22 protein-coding genes and 1 pseudogene are annotated in these 21,886 nt (G+C 38.4%); all 23 read left to right on the top strand.

Annotation, left to right across the window (positions count from 1 at the left end):
- The first annotated feature begins 22 nt into the window (after nt 1–22).
- The 23 genes and pseudogenes from HHK02_RS08360 to HHK02_RS08465 all read left to right on the top strand — a co-directional run bounded on the left by HHK02_RS08360 (nt 23) and on the right by HHK02_RS08465 (nt 21,856).
- Nucleotides 23–1,441 (top strand): glycoside-pentoside-hexuronide (GPH):cation symporter, encoded by a 1,419-nt coding sequence (locus tag HHK02_RS08360; RefSeq protein ID WP_228340848.1) that lies wholly within the window; start codon nt 23–25, stop codon nt 1,439–1,441.
- Nucleotides 1,442–2,911, top strand: a complete 1,470-nt coding sequence (gene uxaC / locus HHK02_RS08365; RefSeq protein WP_087215147.1) for a glucuronate isomerase — start codon at nt 1,442–1,444, stop codon at nt 2,909–2,911.
- Nucleotides 2,912–4,117, top strand: coding sequence for a condensation domain-containing protein (locus HHK02_RS08370; protein WP_181462285.1), 1,206 nt, complete (start codon nt 2,912–2,914; stop codon nt 4,115–4,117).
- A complete protein-coding gene (locus HHK02_RS08375) occupies nt 4,118–4,297 on the top strand; it encodes a hypothetical protein (protein ID WP_087215141.1) in 180 nt (59 codons plus the stop codon).
- On the top strand, nt 4,298–5,719 hold the full coding sequence (locus HHK02_RS08380) for a tagaturonate reductase (RefSeq protein ID WP_152738090.1): 1,422 nt from the start codon (nt 4,298–4,300) through the stop codon (nt 5,717–5,719).
- Nucleotides 5,720–7,204 (top strand): UxaA family hydrolase, encoded by a 1,485-nt coding sequence (locus HHK02_RS08385; protein WP_181462286.1) that lies wholly within the window; start codon nt 5,720–5,722, stop codon nt 7,202–7,204.
- The gene (locus tag HHK02_RS08390; RefSeq protein WP_181462287.1) at nt 7,205–8,086 is read left to right on the top strand and encodes an aldose 1-epimerase family protein; all 882 of its coding nucleotides are present in this window, start codon (nt 7,205–7,207) and stop codon (nt 8,084–8,086) included.
- Nucleotides 8,087–8,746: a bifunctional 2-keto-4-hydroxyglutarate aldolase/2-keto-3-deoxy-6-phosphogluconate aldolase gene (locus HHK02_RS08395; RefSeq protein WP_087215131.1), complete on the top strand. Its 660-nt coding sequence runs from the start codon at nt 8,087–8,089 to the stop codon at nt 8,744–8,746.
- A complete protein-coding gene (locus HHK02_RS08400; protein ID WP_181462288.1) occupies nt 8,747–10,252 on the top strand; it encodes a UxaA family hydrolase in 1,506 nt (501 codons plus the stop codon).
- Nucleotides 10,253–11,278: a sugar kinase gene (locus tag HHK02_RS08405; RefSeq protein WP_181462289.1), complete on the top strand. Its 1,026-nt coding sequence runs from the start codon at nt 10,253–10,255 to the stop codon at nt 11,276–11,278.
- Entirely contained in the window at nt 11,279–11,962 is a 684-nt protein-coding gene (locus HHK02_RS08410) for a GntR family transcriptional regulator (RefSeq protein ID WP_087215123.1), read from the top strand.
- Nucleotides 11,963–13,594, top strand: a complete 1,632-nt coding sequence (locus tag HHK02_RS08415) for a mannitol dehydrogenase family protein (protein WP_181462290.1) — start codon at nt 11,963–11,965, stop codon at nt 13,592–13,594.
- Complete coding sequence (uxuA, locus tag HHK02_RS08420; RefSeq protein ID WP_087215117.1) at nt 13,595–14,668, top strand: mannonate dehydratase; 1,074 nt, start codon at nt 13,595–13,597, stop codon at nt 14,666–14,668. It abuts the gene before it with no gap.
- The gene (locus HHK02_RS12920) at nt 14,669–14,791 is read left to right on the top strand and encodes a hypothetical protein (protein ID WP_269204210.1); all 123 of its coding nucleotides are present in this window, start codon (nt 14,669–14,671) and stop codon (nt 14,789–14,791) included.
- Complete coding sequence (locus HHK02_RS08425) at nt 14,792–16,342, top strand: MFS transporter (protein ID WP_181462291.1); 1,551 nt, start codon at nt 14,792–14,794, stop codon at nt 16,340–16,342.
- Nucleotides 16,343–17,812, top strand: coding sequence for a glucuronate isomerase (uxaC, locus tag HHK02_RS08430; RefSeq protein WP_152738081.1), 1,470 nt, complete (start codon nt 16,343–16,345; stop codon nt 17,810–17,812). It abuts the gene before it with no gap.
- Complete coding sequence (locus HHK02_RS08435) at nt 17,813–18,148, top strand: helix-turn-helix transcriptional regulator (protein WP_181462292.1); 336 nt, start codon at nt 17,813–17,815, stop codon at nt 18,146–18,148.
- Nucleotides 18,149–18,613: a sugar phosphate isomerase/epimerase family protein gene (locus tag HHK02_RS08440; RefSeq protein WP_181462293.1), complete on the top strand. Its 465-nt coding sequence runs from the start codon at nt 18,149–18,151 to the stop codon at nt 18,611–18,613. It abuts the gene before it with no gap.
- Nucleotides 18,614–18,925 (top strand): annotated as a pseudogene (locus HHK02_RS08445) (5-deoxy-glucuronate isomerase); the annotation flags it as partial.
- Nucleotides 18,926–19,741, top strand: coding sequence for a 2-dehydro-3-deoxy-D-gluconate 5-dehydrogenase KduD (gene kduD / locus HHK02_RS08450; protein ID WP_087215106.1), 816 nt, complete (start codon nt 18,926–18,928; stop codon nt 19,739–19,741).
- Complete coding sequence (locus tag HHK02_RS08455; protein WP_087215103.1) at nt 19,742–20,494, top strand: IclR family transcriptional regulator; 753 nt, start codon at nt 19,742–19,744, stop codon at nt 20,492–20,494.
- Nucleotides 20,495–21,379, top strand: coding sequence for a LysR family transcriptional regulator (locus HHK02_RS08460; RefSeq protein ID WP_152738078.1), 885 nt, complete (start codon nt 20,495–20,497; stop codon nt 21,377–21,379).
- Nucleotides 21,380–21,856, top strand: coding sequence for a flavodoxin family protein (locus HHK02_RS08465; protein ID WP_153709597.1), 477 nt, complete (start codon nt 21,380–21,382; stop codon nt 21,854–21,856).
- Nucleotides 21,857–21,886 lie beyond the last annotated feature (30 nt).

Raw genomic sequence — 21,886 nt, forward strand, 5'->3', positions numbered from 1 at the left:
AAAAGATAATCAAGCAAATACTGTGGCGAAAACTGACAACTTCAACAAACGAATTCCTACTCACCAAAAGATTTTTTACGGTTTTGGGGATTTTGGTAATGGATTTATGTTTGACTTGGGTCAGGCTTATTTAACTAAGTTTTGGATTGACGCAGCGGGTATTGGGGCTGGAGCAGTTGCTGGTATTTTTGCGTTTACAAAGATTTTTGATGCTTTTATGGACCCAATCGCAGGCTCATTTGTTGATGGTCGAAAGAATATCGGTAAGCGAGGGAAGTTCCGTCCAGTAATGATGATTTCAGCAATTATTCTTGGAATTATGACGGTTGTTACATTTACAATGCCGATGGGACTAACAACAACACAAAAAATAATTTATGCCTACGCGGTTTATATGATTTGGGGTGTAGTTTACTCATTTACTAACGATCCATATGGGTCGCTAGCGTCTGTTATGTCGCGGAATCCGCAAGATCGGAGCTTCATGGCGACTACCCGTCAAGTTGGTTCAGTTGGTGCCCAATTTATTGCTGGTGTTGCATTTATTCCGCTAATGGAAATGGTTGGGGGCGGCATGAGTAGTAAAGACCAACTACACGGTTATTTCTTTGCTGCTACAGTCTTTGCAATCATCGGTGTTCTAATGTTTGCCGTTTGTTACTTTGGCACAAAAGAAAATGTTAAAGTTCACCGTGATAAGAATGCTAAGCGTGAAGGATTCAAGGATTATATTAAGGTAGTTTTCACCAATGGTCCATTAGGCGCTTTAATTTTAATGACATTGTTCACGATTTCAGCAATGAATACTAATAACCAAATGATGGTTTTCTATGCTCAATACAATTTAGGTAATATTGGCTTACAGCCGGTTATCAATGCTGTTATGATGGGATGTTCAATTGTTGGGGTATTTATGATTCCTGCTTTAACTAAGAAATTTGGTCAAAAGCGGACTGCAATGTGGTCATTCGTTGTTGGTGCAATCGCTAATATCGTAAACTTCTTCTTACCAACAAATGTGATTACTTTTATCGTACTAGTTACAATCGGTTACACGGCTTTGGCTATTCCTAATGGTATTACTTGGGCAATGGTTTCTAACGCGATTGATTATGGTGAGTGGCATACAGGAATGCGTAAAGAAGGTATTACTTACGCTGCCTTTAACTTCTCACGGAAAATTGCTCAATCAATTGCGGCATTAGTTAGTGCTGGTGTCCTTGCCGTTACTGGTTATGTTGCCAATGCTCACCAAACTGCTCGGACCCTTCAAGGAATTAAGGCAGCGATGACCCTTTATCCTGGCTTTTGCTTAATCATGGCCGCAATTATCATTGGTTTCTTGTATAAGATCAGTGATAGCAAGTTTAAGCAAATCGCTACCGACCTTGATAATGGTAAGTGGGAAAATGGTGTTATTGGTGACGAGGATGTTAAATAGATGACACTACTTGATAAAGATTTTTTGTTAACTAATGAATGGGGTAAAAAGTTATTCTTTGACTATGCTAAAGACATGCCAATCATCGACTTTCACTGTCACTTAAATCCAGAAGAAATTTACGAGAATAAAAACTATACCAATATCACGCGAGTTTGGATTAATGAAGACCACTATGGTGACCATTATAAATGGCGTCTAATGCGTGCTAACGGTGTTCCAGAAGAATTAATTACTGGTGACGGTGATGATTATGAGAAGTTCCTTGCCTGGGCAGGGACGATCGAAAAGGCTGTTGGTAATCCGGTTTACGAATGGACTCATCTTGAATTACGGCGATTCTTTGGGATTGATAAACCATTGACGCGAAAGAATGCTCCGGAAGTTTGGAAGAAGGCTAATGCATTACTACAAACTGAAGACTTCAAGCCACGTAACCTTATCAAATTGTCAAATGTTAAGGCAGTCTGCACTACCGATGATCCTGCATCTGACCTTCATTATCACAAACTTTTGAAGAAGGATGAACGGGAAAATGGCTTCCGGACACTCCCAGCTATGCGCCCAGATAATTTGATTCAAATTAATAAGCCAACCTTTGCTGAATATATTAAAAAACTTAGCAAAGTCTCGGGTGTTGAAATTAACTCATTCCGTGATTTAATTCGCGCAATGGATCAACGTTTCCAATTCTTCAGTGAAATGGGTGGCCGGTTATCTGATCATTCATTATTAACTTATCATTACGCTGAAGCTACTAATGAAGAACTTGATGCAATTATGAAGAAAGCTGAAGCAAACGAAGAAGTAACCGGTGTTGAATACGACAAATGGTTAACGATGTTCCTTGAAGAAATGATGAAGTTGAACACTAAGTACAACTGGACGATGCAATTTCACATTAACTCTATTCGAGACCTTAACCACCCAATGTTTGAACAACTCGGTCAAGATACTGGATATGATGCAATGGGAACTCAACCAGATATTGTTGCTCACATGCAAAAGCTTTACACTAAGATGCGTGATACAAATGATATTCCTAAGACGATCTTCTATTCCCTTAATCCAAATGATTGGATGCAATTAGTAACCTTAATGGGTTGCTTCCTTGAAGGTGGAAAGCAACGAATGCAATTGGGTGCTGCATGGTGGTTTAATGATACTGCTGAGGGAATGACTACCCAATTACGTGATTTTGCTCAACAAAGCCTTTTACCAAACTTTGTCGGGATGTTAACAGACTCACGGAGCTTTCTTTCATATCCACGGCATGAATATTTCCGGCGGGTATTATGTAACTTTATTGGTAGCTTGGTTGAACAAGGGCGGGCACCTGAAGATAAAGAATACCTTGGTAAGATTGTTCAAGATGTTGCCTATAATAATGCTTATGAATACTTTGGATTTTTTGATGATGCCACACCTGAGGAGTTATTCGCAAAGCATGAAAATCCATTTCAATATTAAATGAAGTATTCAGGAGAACCATTAAATATTTTACATACCATTGGGTTAAAAGAACTTTACCCAATTATTCGCATTAGCTTTTTTGTAAATGGTAACTTTGATATTAGTCGCTTTAAACGGGCAATTATATTATCTAGCAAGGTCATTCCCGAGTTGTTTTGTAAATATTCGCTTGCCGATAATTCTTTCATTCCTGTTACCGACGATTTAGAAGGAGTAATGTTTACTGATATTGATCCTGACCTTGATATTGGACGGTGGGATCTTTTTGCAGACCCGCAATTACGAATATATCTTAATAAGCAACGGGTAACGATTTTTATTAGTCATATTCTTACCGATGGGGCGGGGAGTAAACAGTTACTATATTTATTAGCACATGCTTATAATACCGGAACAGTCGATAATTACCAGAACCACCAAGATATCGAGTGGTTACGTAAACTTTTAAAACAACATCCGGTAAAAACTAATCGTAATATTGACCATCCCGCAAAACCGTTAAGCTTACCAGCACTTGCCGAAGTGAATAGGCAGCATCGCCGAACATTTGCAATTAGTTTAACTGTTGCTGATAGTAAAAAGCTAGCAGAAGCTGCGCACCGGGAAGGGGTAACACTTAATGATCTCTTTATGGCCGCATTCGGGCAAGCTGTCCAACGTTATTCGGATACTGATATGATTTCATTAGCTTGCCCTACAGACATGCGACAATTTATTTCCGGACAAAAGCAGTTAAGGATAGCGAACCATACTTCTCGCTATAATATTTCAGTTAAGTCAAAGTTAACAGCGCCATTTGAAGATTTAGTGCAATCAGTTCATCAAGCAATGCAACAAAATAAAGATAATTTTCAGTGTTTTCAATCAGTTAAGTCATTAATCGATAATTACGATACCTCTTCGCTAGATGAATTGCAGCAAACGGTAGAAGAGAACTATCATGTACGAAGCATTTCATATACTAATTTTGGAATAATTAATGACCAACTCTTTAAATTCAATCAGTGTAATATTGCCGACTTTCGAATGCTGGGAACCTATCGGCGATACCCAATGTTTCAGATAGCAGTTAGTACGTATCATCAACGAATCAACCTCGCATTTGCAATGATTGGCAACGATGCTGAGGAACGAATGGGACAAGCAATCACAATGACCATGATGGATTTATTACAGAAATATGCAGAAAAATATAATTTCTAGATGAGTTTAATTAAAAGCTTAATTGTTGTAGTTATAGCTATTGTTCTATTGGTTGGCGGTGTTAGCGCAAGTTCTATCTATACCGCAAAGAAAAACGTTAATAGCCATGACCTTAGTTACCAAATGACAAATATTGTAAATAAAAATAAAGAAACAGTTGATTACCAGTTAAATAAGTAGATGGAAAGTCTAAATAATAGTTTTCGTAAATTGCCACAATATCCTAATAAAGTAATTCAGTTTGGTGAAGGAAACTTCTTACGAGCCTTTATTGATTGGCAAATTCAGCAGATGAATAAGCAAGGATTGTTTAAGGGCGGTGTCCAGATTGTACAGCCGTTACCAACAGGGCGTGTAAAGGAACTTGATGCGCAGGATGATCTTTATACTGTATTACTTGAAGGTATTTTAAATGGTGAAAAGATCCAAAGTCATGAAATCATTGAATCGGTAAATGGAACTGTTAATCCATATACTGATTATGATAAGTACCTAGCACTTGCTGAAGATGACAACATTGAAGTTATTTTTTCTAATACCACTGAAGCAGGAATTGCGTTTGATAAGAATGATACCCTTGAAAAAATTAAAAATGGTGAAAAGAGTTCATATCCTGCTAAGTTAACCGCTTTGCTTTACCATCGATTTAAACTCGGTAAGAAAGGTTTCCATATCATTCCATGTGAGTTGATCAACCACAATGGTGACGCATTGAAGAAGACGATTTTACAATATGCTGATTTATGGAATCTCGGACAGGACTTTGTTGATTGGATTAATAATGATAATGAATTTTACTCCACATTAGTTGATCGGATTGTTCCTGGCTATCCACGTGATCGTGCTGCTGACTTAGAAAAAGAGTGGGGTTATAAAGATCAAAATATGGTTAAGACTGAGCCGTTCTTAATTTTTGTAATTGAAGGTAACAAAGATATTGAAAAAGTTTTGCCACTTAAGGAAGCTGGCATTAATCTTGTGGTTACCGATGATATGCAACCATATCGTAATCGAAAGGTATCTATCCTTAATGGACCTCATACAACAATGTCTCCAATTGGTCGCCTAGCTGGATTAGAAAGTGTTGGTCAGGTAATGGCTGATAAGGACTTCTATAAGTTTATTGACGATGAAATGCATAAAGAAATTATTCCAGTTGTTCCATTACCAAAAGAAGAATTAGAGAGCTATGCCAAGGGAATTCAAGAACGTTTTGAGAATCCGTATGTTAAACACCAACTAAGCGCCTTAGCATTAAATAGTATTTCTAAGTATCGCGCACGGCTTCTTCCAAACTATAAACGTTATTACGAAAAGTATGGTGAACTACCAAAACGGATGACATTAGCTTTAGCAGCCTATCTTTGGATTTATAACGGTAAATCTGAGTTTGAAATTAATGATACGGCGGATATTGTCGAGGGCTTTGCCAAGATTAAGGGAACTGATGATTATATCCATGCTGCTCTTTCTAATCCAGACTTTTGGGGTGAGGACTTAACAAAGATCCCTGGTCTCGAAGAACTAGTTACTAAGTATTATAACGAGATTGGTAAAAAGGGAACTCGTGAGATTGTTCAAGAAATTAATGCAGAGGAGTAAATGGAAAAGCTACTTATCTTAAATCCTAACGATAACGTGGCCCTTGCTACTGTTGATATTCCTGCACAAACAATTATAGAAGTTAATAATAAAAAAATTACGATTCAGGATGATATTCCTGTTGGTAATAAGGTGGCCTTAAATGATTTACAAAAAGGCACTAATATTATTAAATTCGGTCAAGTGATTGGTCATTTAACCGTTAATGTGGCTATTGGAGCTCTGATTAATAAGGATAATCTTGTGACAAATCAAAGCACCAATGTAGTTAATAATGCAGATATAAAGGTTGATATTCCTGATATTGACCGGAAAACTTTTATGGGATACCGGCGTAAAAATGGAAAAGTCGGAATCCGCAATGATCTTTATATTGTACCAACTGTCGGTTGTATTACACCATTGATGGATGTAATGGTTCAACAATTTAAGGCAAAGCATCCTGATAATGGGTCATTTGACAATATTATTCTTCTTAAGCATCCATATGGTTGTTCACAGTTGGGAGACGACTTTGAACAAACTCGTCATATCCTTTGTGATGCCGTTCTACATCCTAATGCTGGTGGTGTATTGGTATTTGGTCTCGGCTGTGAAAATAATCAGATGGACGGGATGAAGGCTGAGATTGAACAAATGGAAGGCATTGATAAAGACCGGATGAAATTCTTAGTTGCACAAGAAGTTAAGGATGAATTTGCTAATGCACAGCAAATGTTAGAAGAATTAAATGAAGCAGCAGCTAATGATAAGCGAACACCAGTCCCATTAAGTGAGTTAAAAATCGGCTTGCAAAGTGTTCGTCCTGATGGATTAAGTGCAATCACTGCTGACCGCTTAATTGCTGCTGCAGCTAGCTATTTGACTGCCAATAAAGGAGCAGTAGCATTAACGCAAATTCCGGTATTATCAGGAGCCGAGCAAGAAATTGTTGAACGAACACCGAATAATGACACGGCTAATAAAGTAACAACAATTTTTGACAACTTTAAGCAGTATTATGAACATTTTGATTCGGTTATGCATAAAGTACCAAGTGCAGCAGAGGATAAGATTGGCATCTCAACAGCCGAAGAACGAGCCTTAACGCTTCTTCGACTTGCTGGTAACGGTGAGGTGAATGATGCTTTACCATATGGGCATAAATTAACCAGGAACGGGATTAACCTAATTGAAAGTCCTAATAATGACCTGATTGATTCTTCGGCAGAAGCTTCTGCTGACTGTCAAATGGTTATTGTCAGTACCGGCAAAGGAACTCCATATTCTACCTATGTTCCAACGATTAAGGTTGCCTCTAACTCAGCGCTAGCAAAAGAGAAAAAACGCTGGATTGATTTTGATGGTGAAAAGGCCGCCAAAATTTTACATGGCAGTGAAGAATTTATTAACTTTATCTTGAATGTTGCAAACGGTGAAAAAACTAGTAATGAGAAATCGGGTCTTCATGGCTTAGCGATCTTTAAGATTGGTGTTACCGAATAGATGCAAATTATTGAAAATAAAGAGTTTCGTGCTGAAATTGATGAGCATGGGGCACAATTAACTCACCTCTATAATAAAAAAGTCGGCTTTGATTATATCTGGAATGGCAAAGAATGGGGTAAGCATGCTCCTGTCCTATTTCCAGCAATCGGGCGGTCAAATAAGGATGAGTATGTATTAAATGGACAAACTTATTCCATGCCTCAACATGGTTTCGTGGCGGATGAAGACTTTTCGGTTATCTCACATGAACCTAATATTCTTACTTTAAGTCTTCGTGCCAATGATCGAACTAAAGGAATGTATCCGTTTGATTTTGAACTTAAGATTACGTTTACGCTACTTAGCACGGGTCTTTCTCTTAGTTTCAATGTTAGTAATCATTCGGATAATGTCATACCATTTTCACTTGGCTCTCATCCAGCATTTAATGTTCCAATTAATGGCGTTGGTAATTTTGACAATTACAGAGTGGAATTTAATGGTATAAAAGACCCGTTAAATGTCTATAAAATTGTAAAGACACCTGCTCCGTATCGGACGGGGAAAGAGGAACCGTTAACTAATTCAAATGGCAACCTATTTGAACTTAACTATGAAACGTTTAAACCAGGATTACGAATCATTACTGATTCAGGAGTGCAAAGCGTTCGTCTCTTTTCACCTCTAACTAGTCACCAAATTCAATTAGATGTTGATCAATTTAAGAATATTTGTTTATGGACTAAGGAAGATAAGGATTGCACATTCTTGTGTATTGAACCATTTATTGGATTGCCAGATGTACTAGGGGAGCCGGTTGATTGGATGAAAAAAGAGGGCAATCTGTTCTTAGCAGCTAATAGTTCACAAGTTTATCAGTACGAAATTCATTTATCATAAATGTTACCAAAATTTGAAGCATTAGAAGCCGTAAAAAATGCAGGTGTTGTAGCGGTTGTTCGTGGTCGTAGCGAAGAAAATTCTTACAAGATTTCAAAGGCAAGTATTGAAGGGGGCGTTAAGGCAATTGAATTAGCTTTCACCTCACCAAATGCCGACGTTACAATCAAACATTTAAGCGAAGAATATGCTGATGATCCATCAGTAGTTGTTGGTGCAGGAACTGTTCTTGACCCAGCTACCGCCCGGATGGCAATGGTTGCTGGTGCTAAGTTTATCGTTAGTCCTTCATATAATCCTGAGGTTGCTGACATTTGTAACCTCTACTGTATCCCTTACATGCCTGGATGCTTTACCCCGACAGAAGTGCAACATGCTCTTGAAACTGGTGCTGATGTTATCAAGATTTTCCCTGGAGCAATTGCTACCCAAAAGATGATTCCGGAATTACAAGGACCATTCCCACAAGCCAATATTATGCCTAGCGGTGGTGTTTCCTTAGAGAATATGGCCGATTGGTTTAATGCTGGTGCCTTTGTTGTTGGTGCCGGTGGTAGTTTGGTTGGTCCTGGTGCTGATGGCGACTATGATCAAGTTAAAGAAAACGCTCAAAAATTCCATGCCGAATTTGAACGGATTCAAAAGGAAGCTAATAACTAAATGAACAATTTCATTATTTTAGACGACCACGATATTGTCGCTGTTGCCCTTCAAGATATCAAAAAAGGGGCAGTGCTAAAGACTAAAAATCATGGCAATGTTACCGTTCTGGAAGACATTACGCGTGGACATAAAATAGCATTAGAAGATATTGCTGAAGGCGAAGATATTATTAAATACGGGTATCCGATTGGTCATGCAACAAAGGCTATTAAGCGTGGTGGCCATGTTCACGTTAACAATATTGCGACCAATTTATCAGGTGAATTACAGTATCACTATCATCCAATTGAAATAGAGTCTAGAGCGAAAAAAGATAAGCGGACTTTTATGGGCTACAAGCGCCCCAATGGTAAGGTAGGTATTCGGAATGATTTATATATTATTCCTGTTGTCGGTTCTGTTAGTGAAACCCTCGATCCGCTAGTCGAGCAGTTTAAAGCCTTACACCCTGATAATGGTAATTTTGATAATGTAATTCCGTTAAAACACACATACGGTTTTGATACGCCTGAAGATAATTATGAGCATGCTCGTAAGATTCTTGTTGATGCTGCTCTCCAACCTAATGCTGGTGCAGTACTTATATGTGGATTAGATTGTGCTGACGATAGCGAGTTAGAAAAAATGAAGCAGGCACTAGTTGCGGCAGGTGGACCAATTAATACCCAACGAATAAAGTTCCTTTCATCTGTTGATAGCGACGATGAACTTGCTGATGGGTTAGCGATGCTGGAAGAATTAAATAACGCGGTAGAAGACGATCGGCGGACACCACAGCCATTGAGCGAATTAAAGATTGGCTTAAAGTGCGGTGGTTCGGACGGGTTATCTGGTGTTACTGCTAATCCATTGCTGGGAAGACTTTCGGATTTTGTTGATGCGCAGGGAGGAACGACCGTTTTATCAGAAGTTCCAGAAATGTTTGGTGCAGAACAGATTCTAATGTCACGTGCACGTGATAAAGCAACTTTTGATAAAATTGTCAACTTGATTAATAACTTCAAGGCTTACTTTGAGAGCTTTCACCAGCCAATCTATGAAAATCCCTCACCAGGTAATAAAGCTGGCGGAATTTCTACACTTGAAGATAAATCATTGGGTTGCACACAAAAATCAGGCTCATCAGCAGTTAATGATGTCCTGCAATATGGCGATAAGTTGAAGACAAAGGGATTGAACCTATTGCAGGCACCCGGTAACGACCTCGTTTCTTCTTCAGCCGAAGCATCGGCAGACTGTCAAATGGTTCTATTTACAACTGGACGGGGAACGCCATTTGCTACTTATGTCCCAACAGTAAAAGTATCTTCTAATTCTTATATTGCTAACTTAAAACCACGGTGGATTGATTTTGACGCAGGACGATTAATGAATGAATCAATGGATGATTTAGCAGATGAATTTATCCAATTTATCATTGATGTTGCAAGTGGTAAAAAAACTAATAATGAAAAATATAATGTTCACGGGATTGCAATTTTTAAGACTGGCGTTACTGAATAGATGAGTAAAATTGTAACTTTTGGCGAAATGATGATGCGTCTCAAACCAACTGATAAGAAACGGATGCTGCAAGCAGATAGGTTCGATGCAAATTATGGTGGTTCGGAAGCCAACGTTGCGGTTTCATTAAGCCTATTTGGCGACCAGGCAGCCTTTGTATCAAAGTTCCCTGAAAATGTATTAGGGAAAGCTGCCACTGATAAATTACGTGAATATGGTGTGGACACCTCATTACTGCAATATGGTGGCCCACGTCTTGGAATTTACTTTTTTGAAAAAGGGGCTAGTGTGCGTTCAACCAAGGTCACCTATGATCGTGCGGGTAGTTCTTTTGCAACGTCAAAGGCTGACGAATATGATTGGGCGACATTGCTAAAGGGCGCGAATTACTTTTACTTCAGTGGAATCACAGCAGCTCTCTCCGATGAAATGCGTAAAACAATTTTAACGGCTTGCGAGTATTGCAAAGAACATGGAATTAAAGTAGCCTGTGATTTAAACTTCAGGGGTAAGCTTTGGACCCCAGAAGAAGCACAAGCATATATGCGGAAAATAATGCCGTATCTTACTGTTTGCTTAGTAAATGACGAAGATTTTGATCAAAGTCTTGGCATTTATGCTTTTGATGGCGACATGGCTCGTGGAATTGATCAAAAAGACACCTTTATTCATGGAATGAAAGAAATTGTTAAGCAATATCCTAATGTGAAGGTTGTTGCAAGTGTATTAAGAAATATTCAATCTGTTGATAAGTCGACGTGGATGGCTTTGATGTTAAAAGATGGACAGATTTATGAAAGCCCAGCATATAAGATTGATGTTCTTGAAGGTGTTGCTGGTGGCGATGCCTTTGGTGCAGGATTAATGCACGGGATTTTGAATGATCATGACCCACAAGAAACGATTGACTATGCAATTGCGGCGAGTGTGCTTAAGCTAACTGTTCTTGGCGACTTGAATATCTCAACTAAAGAGGATGTTGAAGCTGTTATGCAAGGTGGCGCCGGTACAAGGGTTGCAAGGTAAATGCCTAATTACTCACGAAATAACTTAACTGGACAGGCTTATGACATCATCTTAAAAAAGATTATCGATGCCGAATATGAACCTGGTCAGAAGATATCAGAAAAGAAAATCGAAGAAGACCTTCAGATTGGCCGGACTCCCGTTAGAGAAGCGTTACTTCAATTACGTCAAGAGCAGCTTATCAATGTAATCCCACAATCAGGCACTTATATTGCAAAGATTGATTTAAAAGACGTTTTAGATGCCCGCTTTGTCCGTGCTAGTGTTGAGCGGCGAATTATGCGAGAAGCTGCAACACTGAAACTTAATGAAGAACAAATAGCTTATCTCGACCGAATTATTGAAAATGAAAAAAGAACTCGTGAAAGTGATGACTTCCCTGCCTTCTTAGACAGTGACGATGTCTTTCATGAGTACTTTTATAAGCTTACCGATCACCAACGCGTATGGGATTGGCTAAAAAAGATTAATATTCAGTTTAATCGTTTCCGGTTTTTACGGTTAAAAGTGCAAAAACTTTCGTGGCAAGGATTGATTGAGGAACATATCGCAATTTATAAAGCTATTAAGACAAACGACGTTAACGAGGCGGACCGTTTGACAGCTAATCACATGCACCGAATGCTTGATGAAGAAGAGTCGCTTATTAAGTCTTTCCCAGATTATTTTGATAATATTGATTAAATGGTGAAATTAACTGACGACTATCTTAACAATCCAACACCATTTGAGGAAGCTGGAGTGCGGGTTCCTAAGTATGCGCAAGATAAATTAATTGAACATACTAACGAGAATCCGGTATGGGTCCATTTTGGTGGCGGTAATCTCTTTAGATGTTTTCATTCTGTCATTGCTCAGGATTTAATTAATAAGGGCGAATTAGATAGTGGAATTATTGTTGCTGACACCTATGACGATGAAGTAATTAATGAAGTCTACAAGCCTTATAATAATCGCTTCTTATCAGTTGTGATGAAAAATGATGGCCTGGATAAGGAGTTAGTAGCGAGCGTAACTGACAGTATTTATGCCAATAGTAAAAATAAAGCAGGACTTGAAAAACTAAAAGATATTTTTAAGAAACCAACACTGCAATTAGCGACATTTTCAATAACGGAAAAAGGGTATGCCTTAAAAGATATGAACGGCAACTTGACTAAGGGAGCTGAACATGACCTTAGTAATGACCCGGATTCTGCGGTTACTAACATGGGAATAATTGCCAATCTATTACTATCACGGTATAAGGCAGGAAAATTACCAATTGCCATGGTCAGTACCGATAATTTCTCACAAAATGGGAAACGGTTGGAAAAAGCAGTCCAACTTATCGCTAATGGTTGGGTGAAAAATGGTTTCGCCGACCAAGGATTCCTTGAGTACCTCGGTGATCCTAAGCAAGTATCATTTCCGTGGAGTATGATTGACCGAATTACACCAAATCCGTCTGAAAAAGTATCGAAAGAGTTAGTTGAAGATGGGATTAAAGATGCGGCAATCGTTCATACTGATAAGCATATAAATATTGCACCGTTTGGTAATACCGAAGAAACTCATTATCTCGTAATTGAAGACAGTTTTCCAAACGGGCGACCAAAGCTTGAAGATGCTGGCGTATTTATGACTGACCGCGAAACTGTTAATGATGCTGACCAGATGAAAGTTACAGCTTGCCTTAACCCTCTCCACACATCACTAGCGATTTTTGGCTGTTTGCTAGGCTTTCATTCAATTGCTGATGAAGCAGCGGACGACGACCTTCTAAAAATGATTAAAAATCTCGGTTATGGTGAAGATTTACCAGTCGTAAAAGACCCGAAGATTATTAATCCCAAAGAATTTATTAGTACTTTAATTACTAAGCGGTTACCGAATAAAAATATTCCTGATACACCACAGCGGATCGCGTCAGATACGTCGCAAAAAGTTGGTATTCGTTATGGAGTAACCCTTCAGCACTATGTTGATAATCCGAAACTTAATCCGGCAGACCTTGAATTTATTCCAATGATCATTGCTGGCTGGTGCCGTTACTTAATGGCAGTTGATGATAATGGAAATGCCTTTACTCCAAGTCCAGATCCGTTATATGACCAGTTACATGAGTACGTTAAGGATATTAAGATTGGTGATTCAGAAAGCGATGTCCATGAAAAATTACAGCCAATTTTAAGTAACAAATCAATTTTTGGTAATGATCTTTATGAAATCGGTCTCGGAAATAAGATCGAGGATTACTTCAAACAGATGATTACAGAGCCAGGAGCAGTTCGGGAAACCATTCATCGAACCATTGAAGAAAAAGGAAAATATTAGATGAAAAATATGGGATTTCGCTGGTATGGCGATGGCAATGATTCAATTAAATTGTCAGATATTCGTCAAATTCCAGGAACAACACAAGTAGTAGGAGCGTTGTTTGACATTCCGGTTGGCGAAGTTTGGCCAAAGGAACGAATAGCAGCACTAAAAAAAGAGGTTGAAGATTCTGGGTTAAAACTTGAAGTAATTGAATCGGTTAATATTCATGATGATATAAAGATTGGATTACCGAGTCGTGATAAATATATTGAAAACTATAAGGAAACAATTAAAAATTTGGCAGCCTATGGAATCAAAGTCATTTGCTATAACTTTATGCCAATTTTTGACTGGGTACGGACTGACCTTCATTATCCGCTTCCTGATGGATCAACGGACATGGCGTTTCAACATAAATACGTTGAAGGGTCACCAGAAGACATTATTAAATCGGTAGAAAAGAATTCTAATGGTTATGTTCTTCCGGGTTGGGAACCAGAACGGCTAGCAGAAGTTAAACGTTTATTTGAAGCTTATAAGGATGTTGATGAACAGAAGTTGCGTGAAAACCTTAAATACTTCTTAGATGCGATTATTCCAACCTGTGAACAGTATGATGTTCGAATGGCAATGCACCCTGATGATCCGCCAATGCCATTATTTGGCTTACCACGAATTTATAAGAATCAAGAAGACATGCTTAAAATCGAACAAATGCATGAATCCAAATATAATGGCTTTACGATCTGTACAGGAAGTCTTGGCGAAAATCCTAATAATGATGTTCCCGCTATCATTAGAGAATTTGTCAAGAAAGATCGGGCACCATTTATCCACGCTCGTAATATTAAGTTTATGGGTAATGGTGATTTTCATGAGTCAGCACACTTATCTTCAGAAGGTTCATTAGATATGTATGAAATCATGAAAGCTTTATATGATACCGGTTTTGATGGTTACATTCGTCCAGACCATGGTCGTGACATTTGGGGCGAAGAAGGCCGTCCAGGATATGGATTATATGATCGCGCACTTGGAATTACTTATTTGAATGGTCTTTGGGAAGCAATTACAAAGGAAAATAAGTAAATGGTCTTTGGGAAGCAATTACAAAGGAAAATAAGTAAAACGTGGGATGCTTTAGAATTAGTTAACTCAGTTGTAGGGTTGGCAATGGTATTACTATTAAGTTTATTTATTCATCGATTGTGAATGAAAAAGAAAGGTAAGACTAGCTGGGTTTACACACCAAAGAAAATCAATGTTTGGCGTGGAATTGGTTTTGGGATGAATGACTTAATGGGCGGTGGTTGGAATAACATCGTTTCTGGAGTTATCTTTGTGTTTGTTATGAGTAATGGTATTAGTCCCGCTCTTGCAGGAGCGATTACGGGAATTGGACGAATTTTTGATGCTATCTTTTCGCTATTCTTTGGGGCAATCACCGATGGCTTCTACCGAAATAAGTTAGGACAAAAATTTGGTCGTCGGCACTTCTTCATTCTAATTGGTGGAATCCTATTTGCCATCGTATTTCCATTATTCTGGGTAAAGTCGACCAATTGGATTTATTACTTGATTGTGTATGTTGCCATTGAATTGATCATCGCTATGATTTTAATTCCGTGGGAAACATTACCAACTGAAATGACGACAGACTACAACTTACGTACTGTATTATCTGGATCACGGATGGTAATTTCAGCTACTGGTACAGCACTTGTATTCTTTATTCTTGCAGCATTGAAACATGCACAAAACCCTAACGCTTATTTAGTAACAGGAATTATTTGGACGATTATTTTTGTCATTGCAATTTTTGTTTCATATCGTAGTACTTGGGAACGACCATTAACAGAGGACTTTGTTAAAAAGCTCGATTCAAAGCCTGACTTACCCCTAGGTACATTTCTTAAAAATACTGTTGAGGATTACTTCTCGACGTTTAAAAATAAATCTTTTAGACAACATTTGGCAATTTATTTACTTTCATTTACCGGTAAAGATTTCTATTCAATAATGCTTCCAACATTTATTCTTTGCTGTATTAATGGTGCAAAAGATGACCTTCCATGGACATTGCAAGCATTATCAGCTATTGGTATTTTAGCTACATTAGCCGCAACTAGAATGATGATTAAACGCGGACCAAGGTTTCTTTATGGTCTAAGTTATTCCACGATTATTCTTACAATGATTGGTTATATTCTTACTTGGATGTTTGATGTTAATAATCCGGTTGTAATTTTAATTGCTATTTCATTAGTTTATCAATGTGGACGTGCAATCTTGGAATTTACGCCATGGAATGTTTTCCCGTTTATTCCTGATATTGACCGGATTATGACGCGTCAAGATCGTGCTGGTATTTATGCAGCTGTCATGACCTTTTTCCGTAAATCTACTGGAGCGGTTGCGTCCTGGATTGCAGGTATTCTTTTGGAGATAATCGGTTTTAACTCAAAAACTATGATTAATTACAATACAACCCCACGAAGTATTCAACTTGGAATCATGCTAATTTTCTTCATTGGACCTGTTGTTTTGATTGGCTGGGCATTAATAATTGCAATGAAATTCAAACTTAATCGTCAAACGCATGATGTATTAAAGGCTGAACTTGAACGGCTTCAAGCTGGTGGTTCAAAGGCGGATGTAACCCCTGAAACAAAAGAGGTTGTTGAAGAATTAACAGGGGAACCATATGCAAAAGTATGGCCTAATATAAATAACGATAACAGCAAAACAAACGGAGGTAAATAAATGACACTAGTAGGAAAAGACTTTTTGTTAACTAACGAATGGGGTAGAAAGCTGTTCTTTGATTATGCAAAAGATATGCCAATCATTGACTATCACTGTCACCTTGTACCGAAAGAAATTTATGAGAATAAGAATTATAAGAATATTACTCGTTTATGGCTTAATGATGGTACTTATGGTGACCATTATAAATGGCGGTTGGAACGAGCAAATGGTGTTCCTGAAGAACTAATTACTGGTAATGCTGATGACTATGAAAAGTTCTTAGCATGGGCTGGTACAATTGAGAAGGCTGTTGGTAACCCGGTTTATGAATGGACGCACCTTGAATTACGCCGCTTCTTCGGGATTGATGAACCATTAACTCGTAAAAATGCGCCAGAAGTCTGGAAGAAAGCTAATGCCCTCCTTCAAACAGATGACTTTAAACCGCGTAATCTTATCAAACTTTCCCATGTAGTTGCTGTATGTACAACGGATGATCCAGCATCAGACCTTCATTATCATAAATTACTGAAAAAAGATGAAAGAGAAAATGGCTTCCGCACATTACCAGCAATGCGGCCTGATAATTTAATCTATATTGATAAGCCAACATACGGTCAATATCTTAATGAATTAGCTGCGGTATCTGGAGTTAAAATCAACTCATTTAAGGATATTATTAAAGCAATGGATCAACGGTTTGGTTACTTTAATAAAATGGGAGCGCGCTTGTCTGATCATTCATTGAGTACGTACCACTTTATCGAAGCAACCGATGATGAACTTGATTCAATTGTTAAGAAAGCAATCAATAACGAGCAATTAACTGATCATGAGCGTGACCAATATCTTACAATGCTTGTTGAAAACTTAATGAAGCTTAATAAAAAATATGATTGGACAATGCAATTCCATAATAATGTTTTACGAAGCATCAATCACCCGATGTTTGATCAAATAGGCCCTGATACTGGTTTTGATGCAATGGGAACACAACCAGACATGGTAGCAGAAATTCAAAAGCTTTTTACTAAGATGAAGGATGAAGATAGTTTGCCAAAGATTATTTTCTATTCCCTTAACTCGAATGATTGGCTACAACTGGTAACGTTAATGGGATGCTTCCAAGAAGGTGGTAAACAACGAATGCAGTTAGGTGCTGCATGGTGGTTCAATGATACTGCTGAAGGGATGCAGCAACAATTACGGACATTTGCCCAACAAAGCCTTTTGCCTAATTTTGTCGGAATGCTAACAGATTCACGAAGCTTCCTTTCTTATCCCCGCCATGAGTACTTCCGTCGAGTATTATGTAACTTTATCGGAAGTTTGGTTGAGCAGGGACGAGCTCCAGAGGATAAAGAGTACCTCGGTAAGATCGTTCAAGATATTTCTTACAATAATGCATTAAACTACTTTAACTTTTTCCCTGATGAAAAGCCAAGCGCCTTGTTTGCTAAGCACGAAAATAAGTTTCAATTTTAAATGCTACATCGAGAAAATAGAATTAAAAAGTACCACCTTAGTTCTGCTGCTGATTTAATTAAAGAAACAATGGATTACTATAGTATTACTCAGTCAGACTTAGCAGACCGGCTAAGCGTCAGCCAAAAAAATATTTCTGATATTCTTAATCGTAAACGTTTTTTGAATGAGGTAGTGGCGTTGCGGATTGAGAAGGTAATGGGAATATCTAGTGAGTTATTACTTGCACTAGACTCTAATTACAAATTACGACTTGCAAAAGAAAATAATGAAGTAACAAAAGCTGATAGTAAATCACCGTTATTTTTGCAACAATATGACTGGGTAACTGCGTAGTTGAAGCATCAATATATTTGTAAATCGTCCGCAGAAAAGTTAGGAGCTTTATTTGCAATTGAACCAGGGATAAATCATCCCCTTTATGATAATTACGCAGTTCGCCGAGTTCTAGACGCAGTAGACAGCCCAAACCTATTTGTAATTTTTGACCTTGCCAACCTTATTTCAAAGGATAACTATAAAGATCAGGGCACCATCTTAAGCGAGGCAGCTCGATTATACGGCCCGCAAATCTGTACCTTTCATTTAAAAGATGTTGATTTTATTAATGGCCAAAAAGTAACGGTTCCATTTGGTTCTGGAATCATCGATGTTGATCGATATATTAGCTTTATCAATCAACTCAAACCCTTTACTTTTGCAACTTTTGAGGCGACAAAGGAGAATCAATTAGATTCAGCACTAGCAGTATTTCATCAAGCTGAGAAAAAATCCAAGGCAATTATAAAAGCCCTACAGTAGTTGCAAATGGGCTATACAGTGCTCGAACCTGGTAATGGTTGGAACACAATGCCGTGTCATACTCATGCACGTCGGATGGAAACGTACATGTACTGTGAATTTGGCTCTAAGGATACCCGCGTTTTCCATTTCATGGGCAAGCCGGATGAAAGCAAACATATTGTGTTAGAGCCTGAACAAGCAGTAGTAAACCCTAGCTGGTCGATTCATTGTGGTGTAGGGCCCACCAGTTACTCATTTATCTGGGCAATGTGTGGTGAAAATCAAACATATGATGATATGGATATGGTTGACATGCATGATTTAAGATAAATGGCTCAATCACAAGAAGAAATCAAACAAAATGAAGCAGCCCTTGACAAGTTTAAGATGTCTGCATTTGACTTAAGCGGTAAGGTTGCAATTATTACTGGCGGGAATACTGGTTTAGGTCAAGGCTATGCTGTTGCCTTAGCTGAAGCCGGTGCTGATATTTTTATTCCAACACATGGTACGCAAGGCTGGGACGCTACCCGCGAGATGATTGAAAAGCGTGGTCGCAAGGTTGACTTTATGCAGGTTGACTTAACTAAGCCGGGTGTTGCACAAAAGGTTGTTGACCAAGCAATTAAGACGTTTGGACATCTTGATATTTTGATTAATAATGCGGGAATGATTAAACGAAATCCAATTCTAGAATCAAAAGACGCCGACTGGGACACGGTAATTAATATTAACTTAAATGCTGTTTACCATATGTCGATGGCCGCAGCAAAGGTTTTCGCAAAACAAGGTCATGGGAAAATTATTAACATTGGTTCAATGCTTTCTTTCCAAGGTGGAAAGTTTATACCATCCTATACTGCATCTAAACACGGGGTTGCAGGTTTAACAAAATCATTTGCTAGTGAGATGGGAGCGTATGGGGTTCAAGTTAATGCGATTGCTCCTGGTTATATTAAGACTGCTAATACCGCACCCATTCGAGCAGATAAAGCGCGAAATCAAGAAATCCTTGATCGAATTCCGGCTGGGCACTGGGCTGAACCGCATGAATTAATGGGTGTTGCAGTGTTCTTGGCAAGTGATGCTGCTAATTATGTTAATGGGACGATCATGCCGGTCGACGGCGGATATTTGGTTCGATAAATGGAAAATAAATTATACGGTGCTGTGTTATTAAAAGCACGCCAGATTCTTGATTATATCGCAAGTGCTTCCGAAGCGCCGACCCTCCGTGAATTAGATGAACAACTTGATATTTCAAAGCCCACAATCTATAAAATACTAAAAACTTTAGAATACTGCGGATATGTTCGGGTAGAAGGAGAAGATAAGCACTACTACTTAGGGACGATTTTTCTTCAGTATGCGCAAGCAGTTAATAATTCTTTCAATATAGAAGAAATTGCTAAACCATATTTAAAGGAGCTTCGTGACGCAACCAATGAAACGGTTAATCTTGGTATTATCGAGAGTAAAAGTGTCGTCCTTCTCTCAAAGCTGGAAAGCACTAATAGTATCAAACTGGTATCGTATATTGGCGGTAAGATGCACATGTACTCTTCTGCAATGGGGAAAGCGGTGTTAGCTACTTATAACGACAAACAATTATCCGAATACTTAACGGGCATCACTTTTGAAAAGCTAACCGCAAAGACAATCGATAATGAACAAGCACTGCTAACTAATCTCAATGAAACAAGGGCGCAGGGATATTCAATTGACGATGTTGAAAATCAGCCAGGGGTCTACTGCCTCGGCTTTGCCTTAGTAAAAAATGGTCATACTTTTGGCGCATTTAGTATTAGTACTCCTGAATACCGGATGGACGATAAGAAAAAAGAACAGTTCGTAAAATTAGGGCAACAAACTCAACAAAAGATCTTAAATGCAATTTAGATGGATACCCGTGTATTAAAATACTTTTTAGCTGTTGCTCAAACTAATAATATCACTAAAGCTGCGGAACAATTGCATATTACGCAGCCGACCTTATCACGACAAATTATGGATTTAGAAGCAGAACTGGACGTGAAGCTTTTTGATCGTGAAAATCGGCGGTTGCAATTAACCAAGGCCGGTATCATTTTCCAACAGCGAGCAACGACAATAGTACAATTATTACATCAAACAGAAAATGAACTCCACCAGCACGAAGAAGAGTTAACTGGTGAAATTAACCTTGGTTCAGCTGTCTCAAGCGTCTCCTCATATATCACAAAATTAATCGCTGAATTTCAAAAACTTTATCCTAATGTTATCTTTAATTTATCTGACGGTGATGGTGATGTCCTTCGACGCCAATTAGATGAAGGATTGGATGATCTTGTGTGCTTATTAGAACCGGTTGAAGCCGCTAAGTATAACTTCCTCGAATTACCCGTTCGTGAAAAATGGGGACTGATAATGCTTAAAGATGCACCTATTGCCAAGCATTCAACTGTCACAAAAAAAGATCTTTACAAGCTTCCCTTAATCCTTCCTCATCGTAGCATTGTTCGGGATGAAGTTAGCGATATTTTAAAACTTAACCAAACGCGGTTAAATGTTCGTGCAACTACTAGCTTGCCAGGAAATACCATTGCACTATTAAGAAACAGCAATTACTATGTCTTAACGGTTAAAGGAGTCTACGATAATTTTCATGATCCAGACTTAGCTTTTGTCCCGCTTCCCCCTAATAAATCGACTGGGGATGTCCTAGCTTGGCGTAAGAATACCGTCCTTTCACCAGCTATCAAGAAATTTTTACAATTTGTTAATGAAGAAATTCAAGAATCCTAAATGGCAAGGCAAGCATTGATTTTATACTATTCACAATTTGGCAACACGGCTAAGTTAGCTGGCCAAATTCATGAAGCAACGAGTGCTGATATTGTTCGGGTTAAAGTTGCTGCTAATGTCTTTCCGCTTGATATGCAGGAAACAGGAAGAATTTATCAACAGCAACGTAAAAATCATGATTTACCCAAGTTAGTGACGGACGTACCTAACTTGGCTTATTATGATTTGCTTTTAATAGGCGGACCAGTTTGGAATGAAAAAGTTGCTTCTCCCATCTTATCTTTATTACAACAATTGCAGAGCTTTAACGGTGAAGTGGCACCTTTTAGCACCGGCTGGAGTGAAACAGGTAATTATCAGCAAGATTTCATTAATCATGCTGGCAAATTAAATGTCACTGATGGCTATCATATTCTGACGCACGGCACGCCCGCATTTAACCAAAAATCATTATTTTCTTGGCTACGAAAATTATAAAAGGTATCTGTCAAGTTTTCATAGGTAGCC

It is taken from the genome of Limosilactobacillus reuteri (assembly GCF_013694365.1).
GTDB classification, from domain to species: domain Bacteria; phylum Bacillota; class Bacilli; order Lactobacillales; family Lactobacillaceae; genus Limosilactobacillus; species Limosilactobacillus reuteri_E.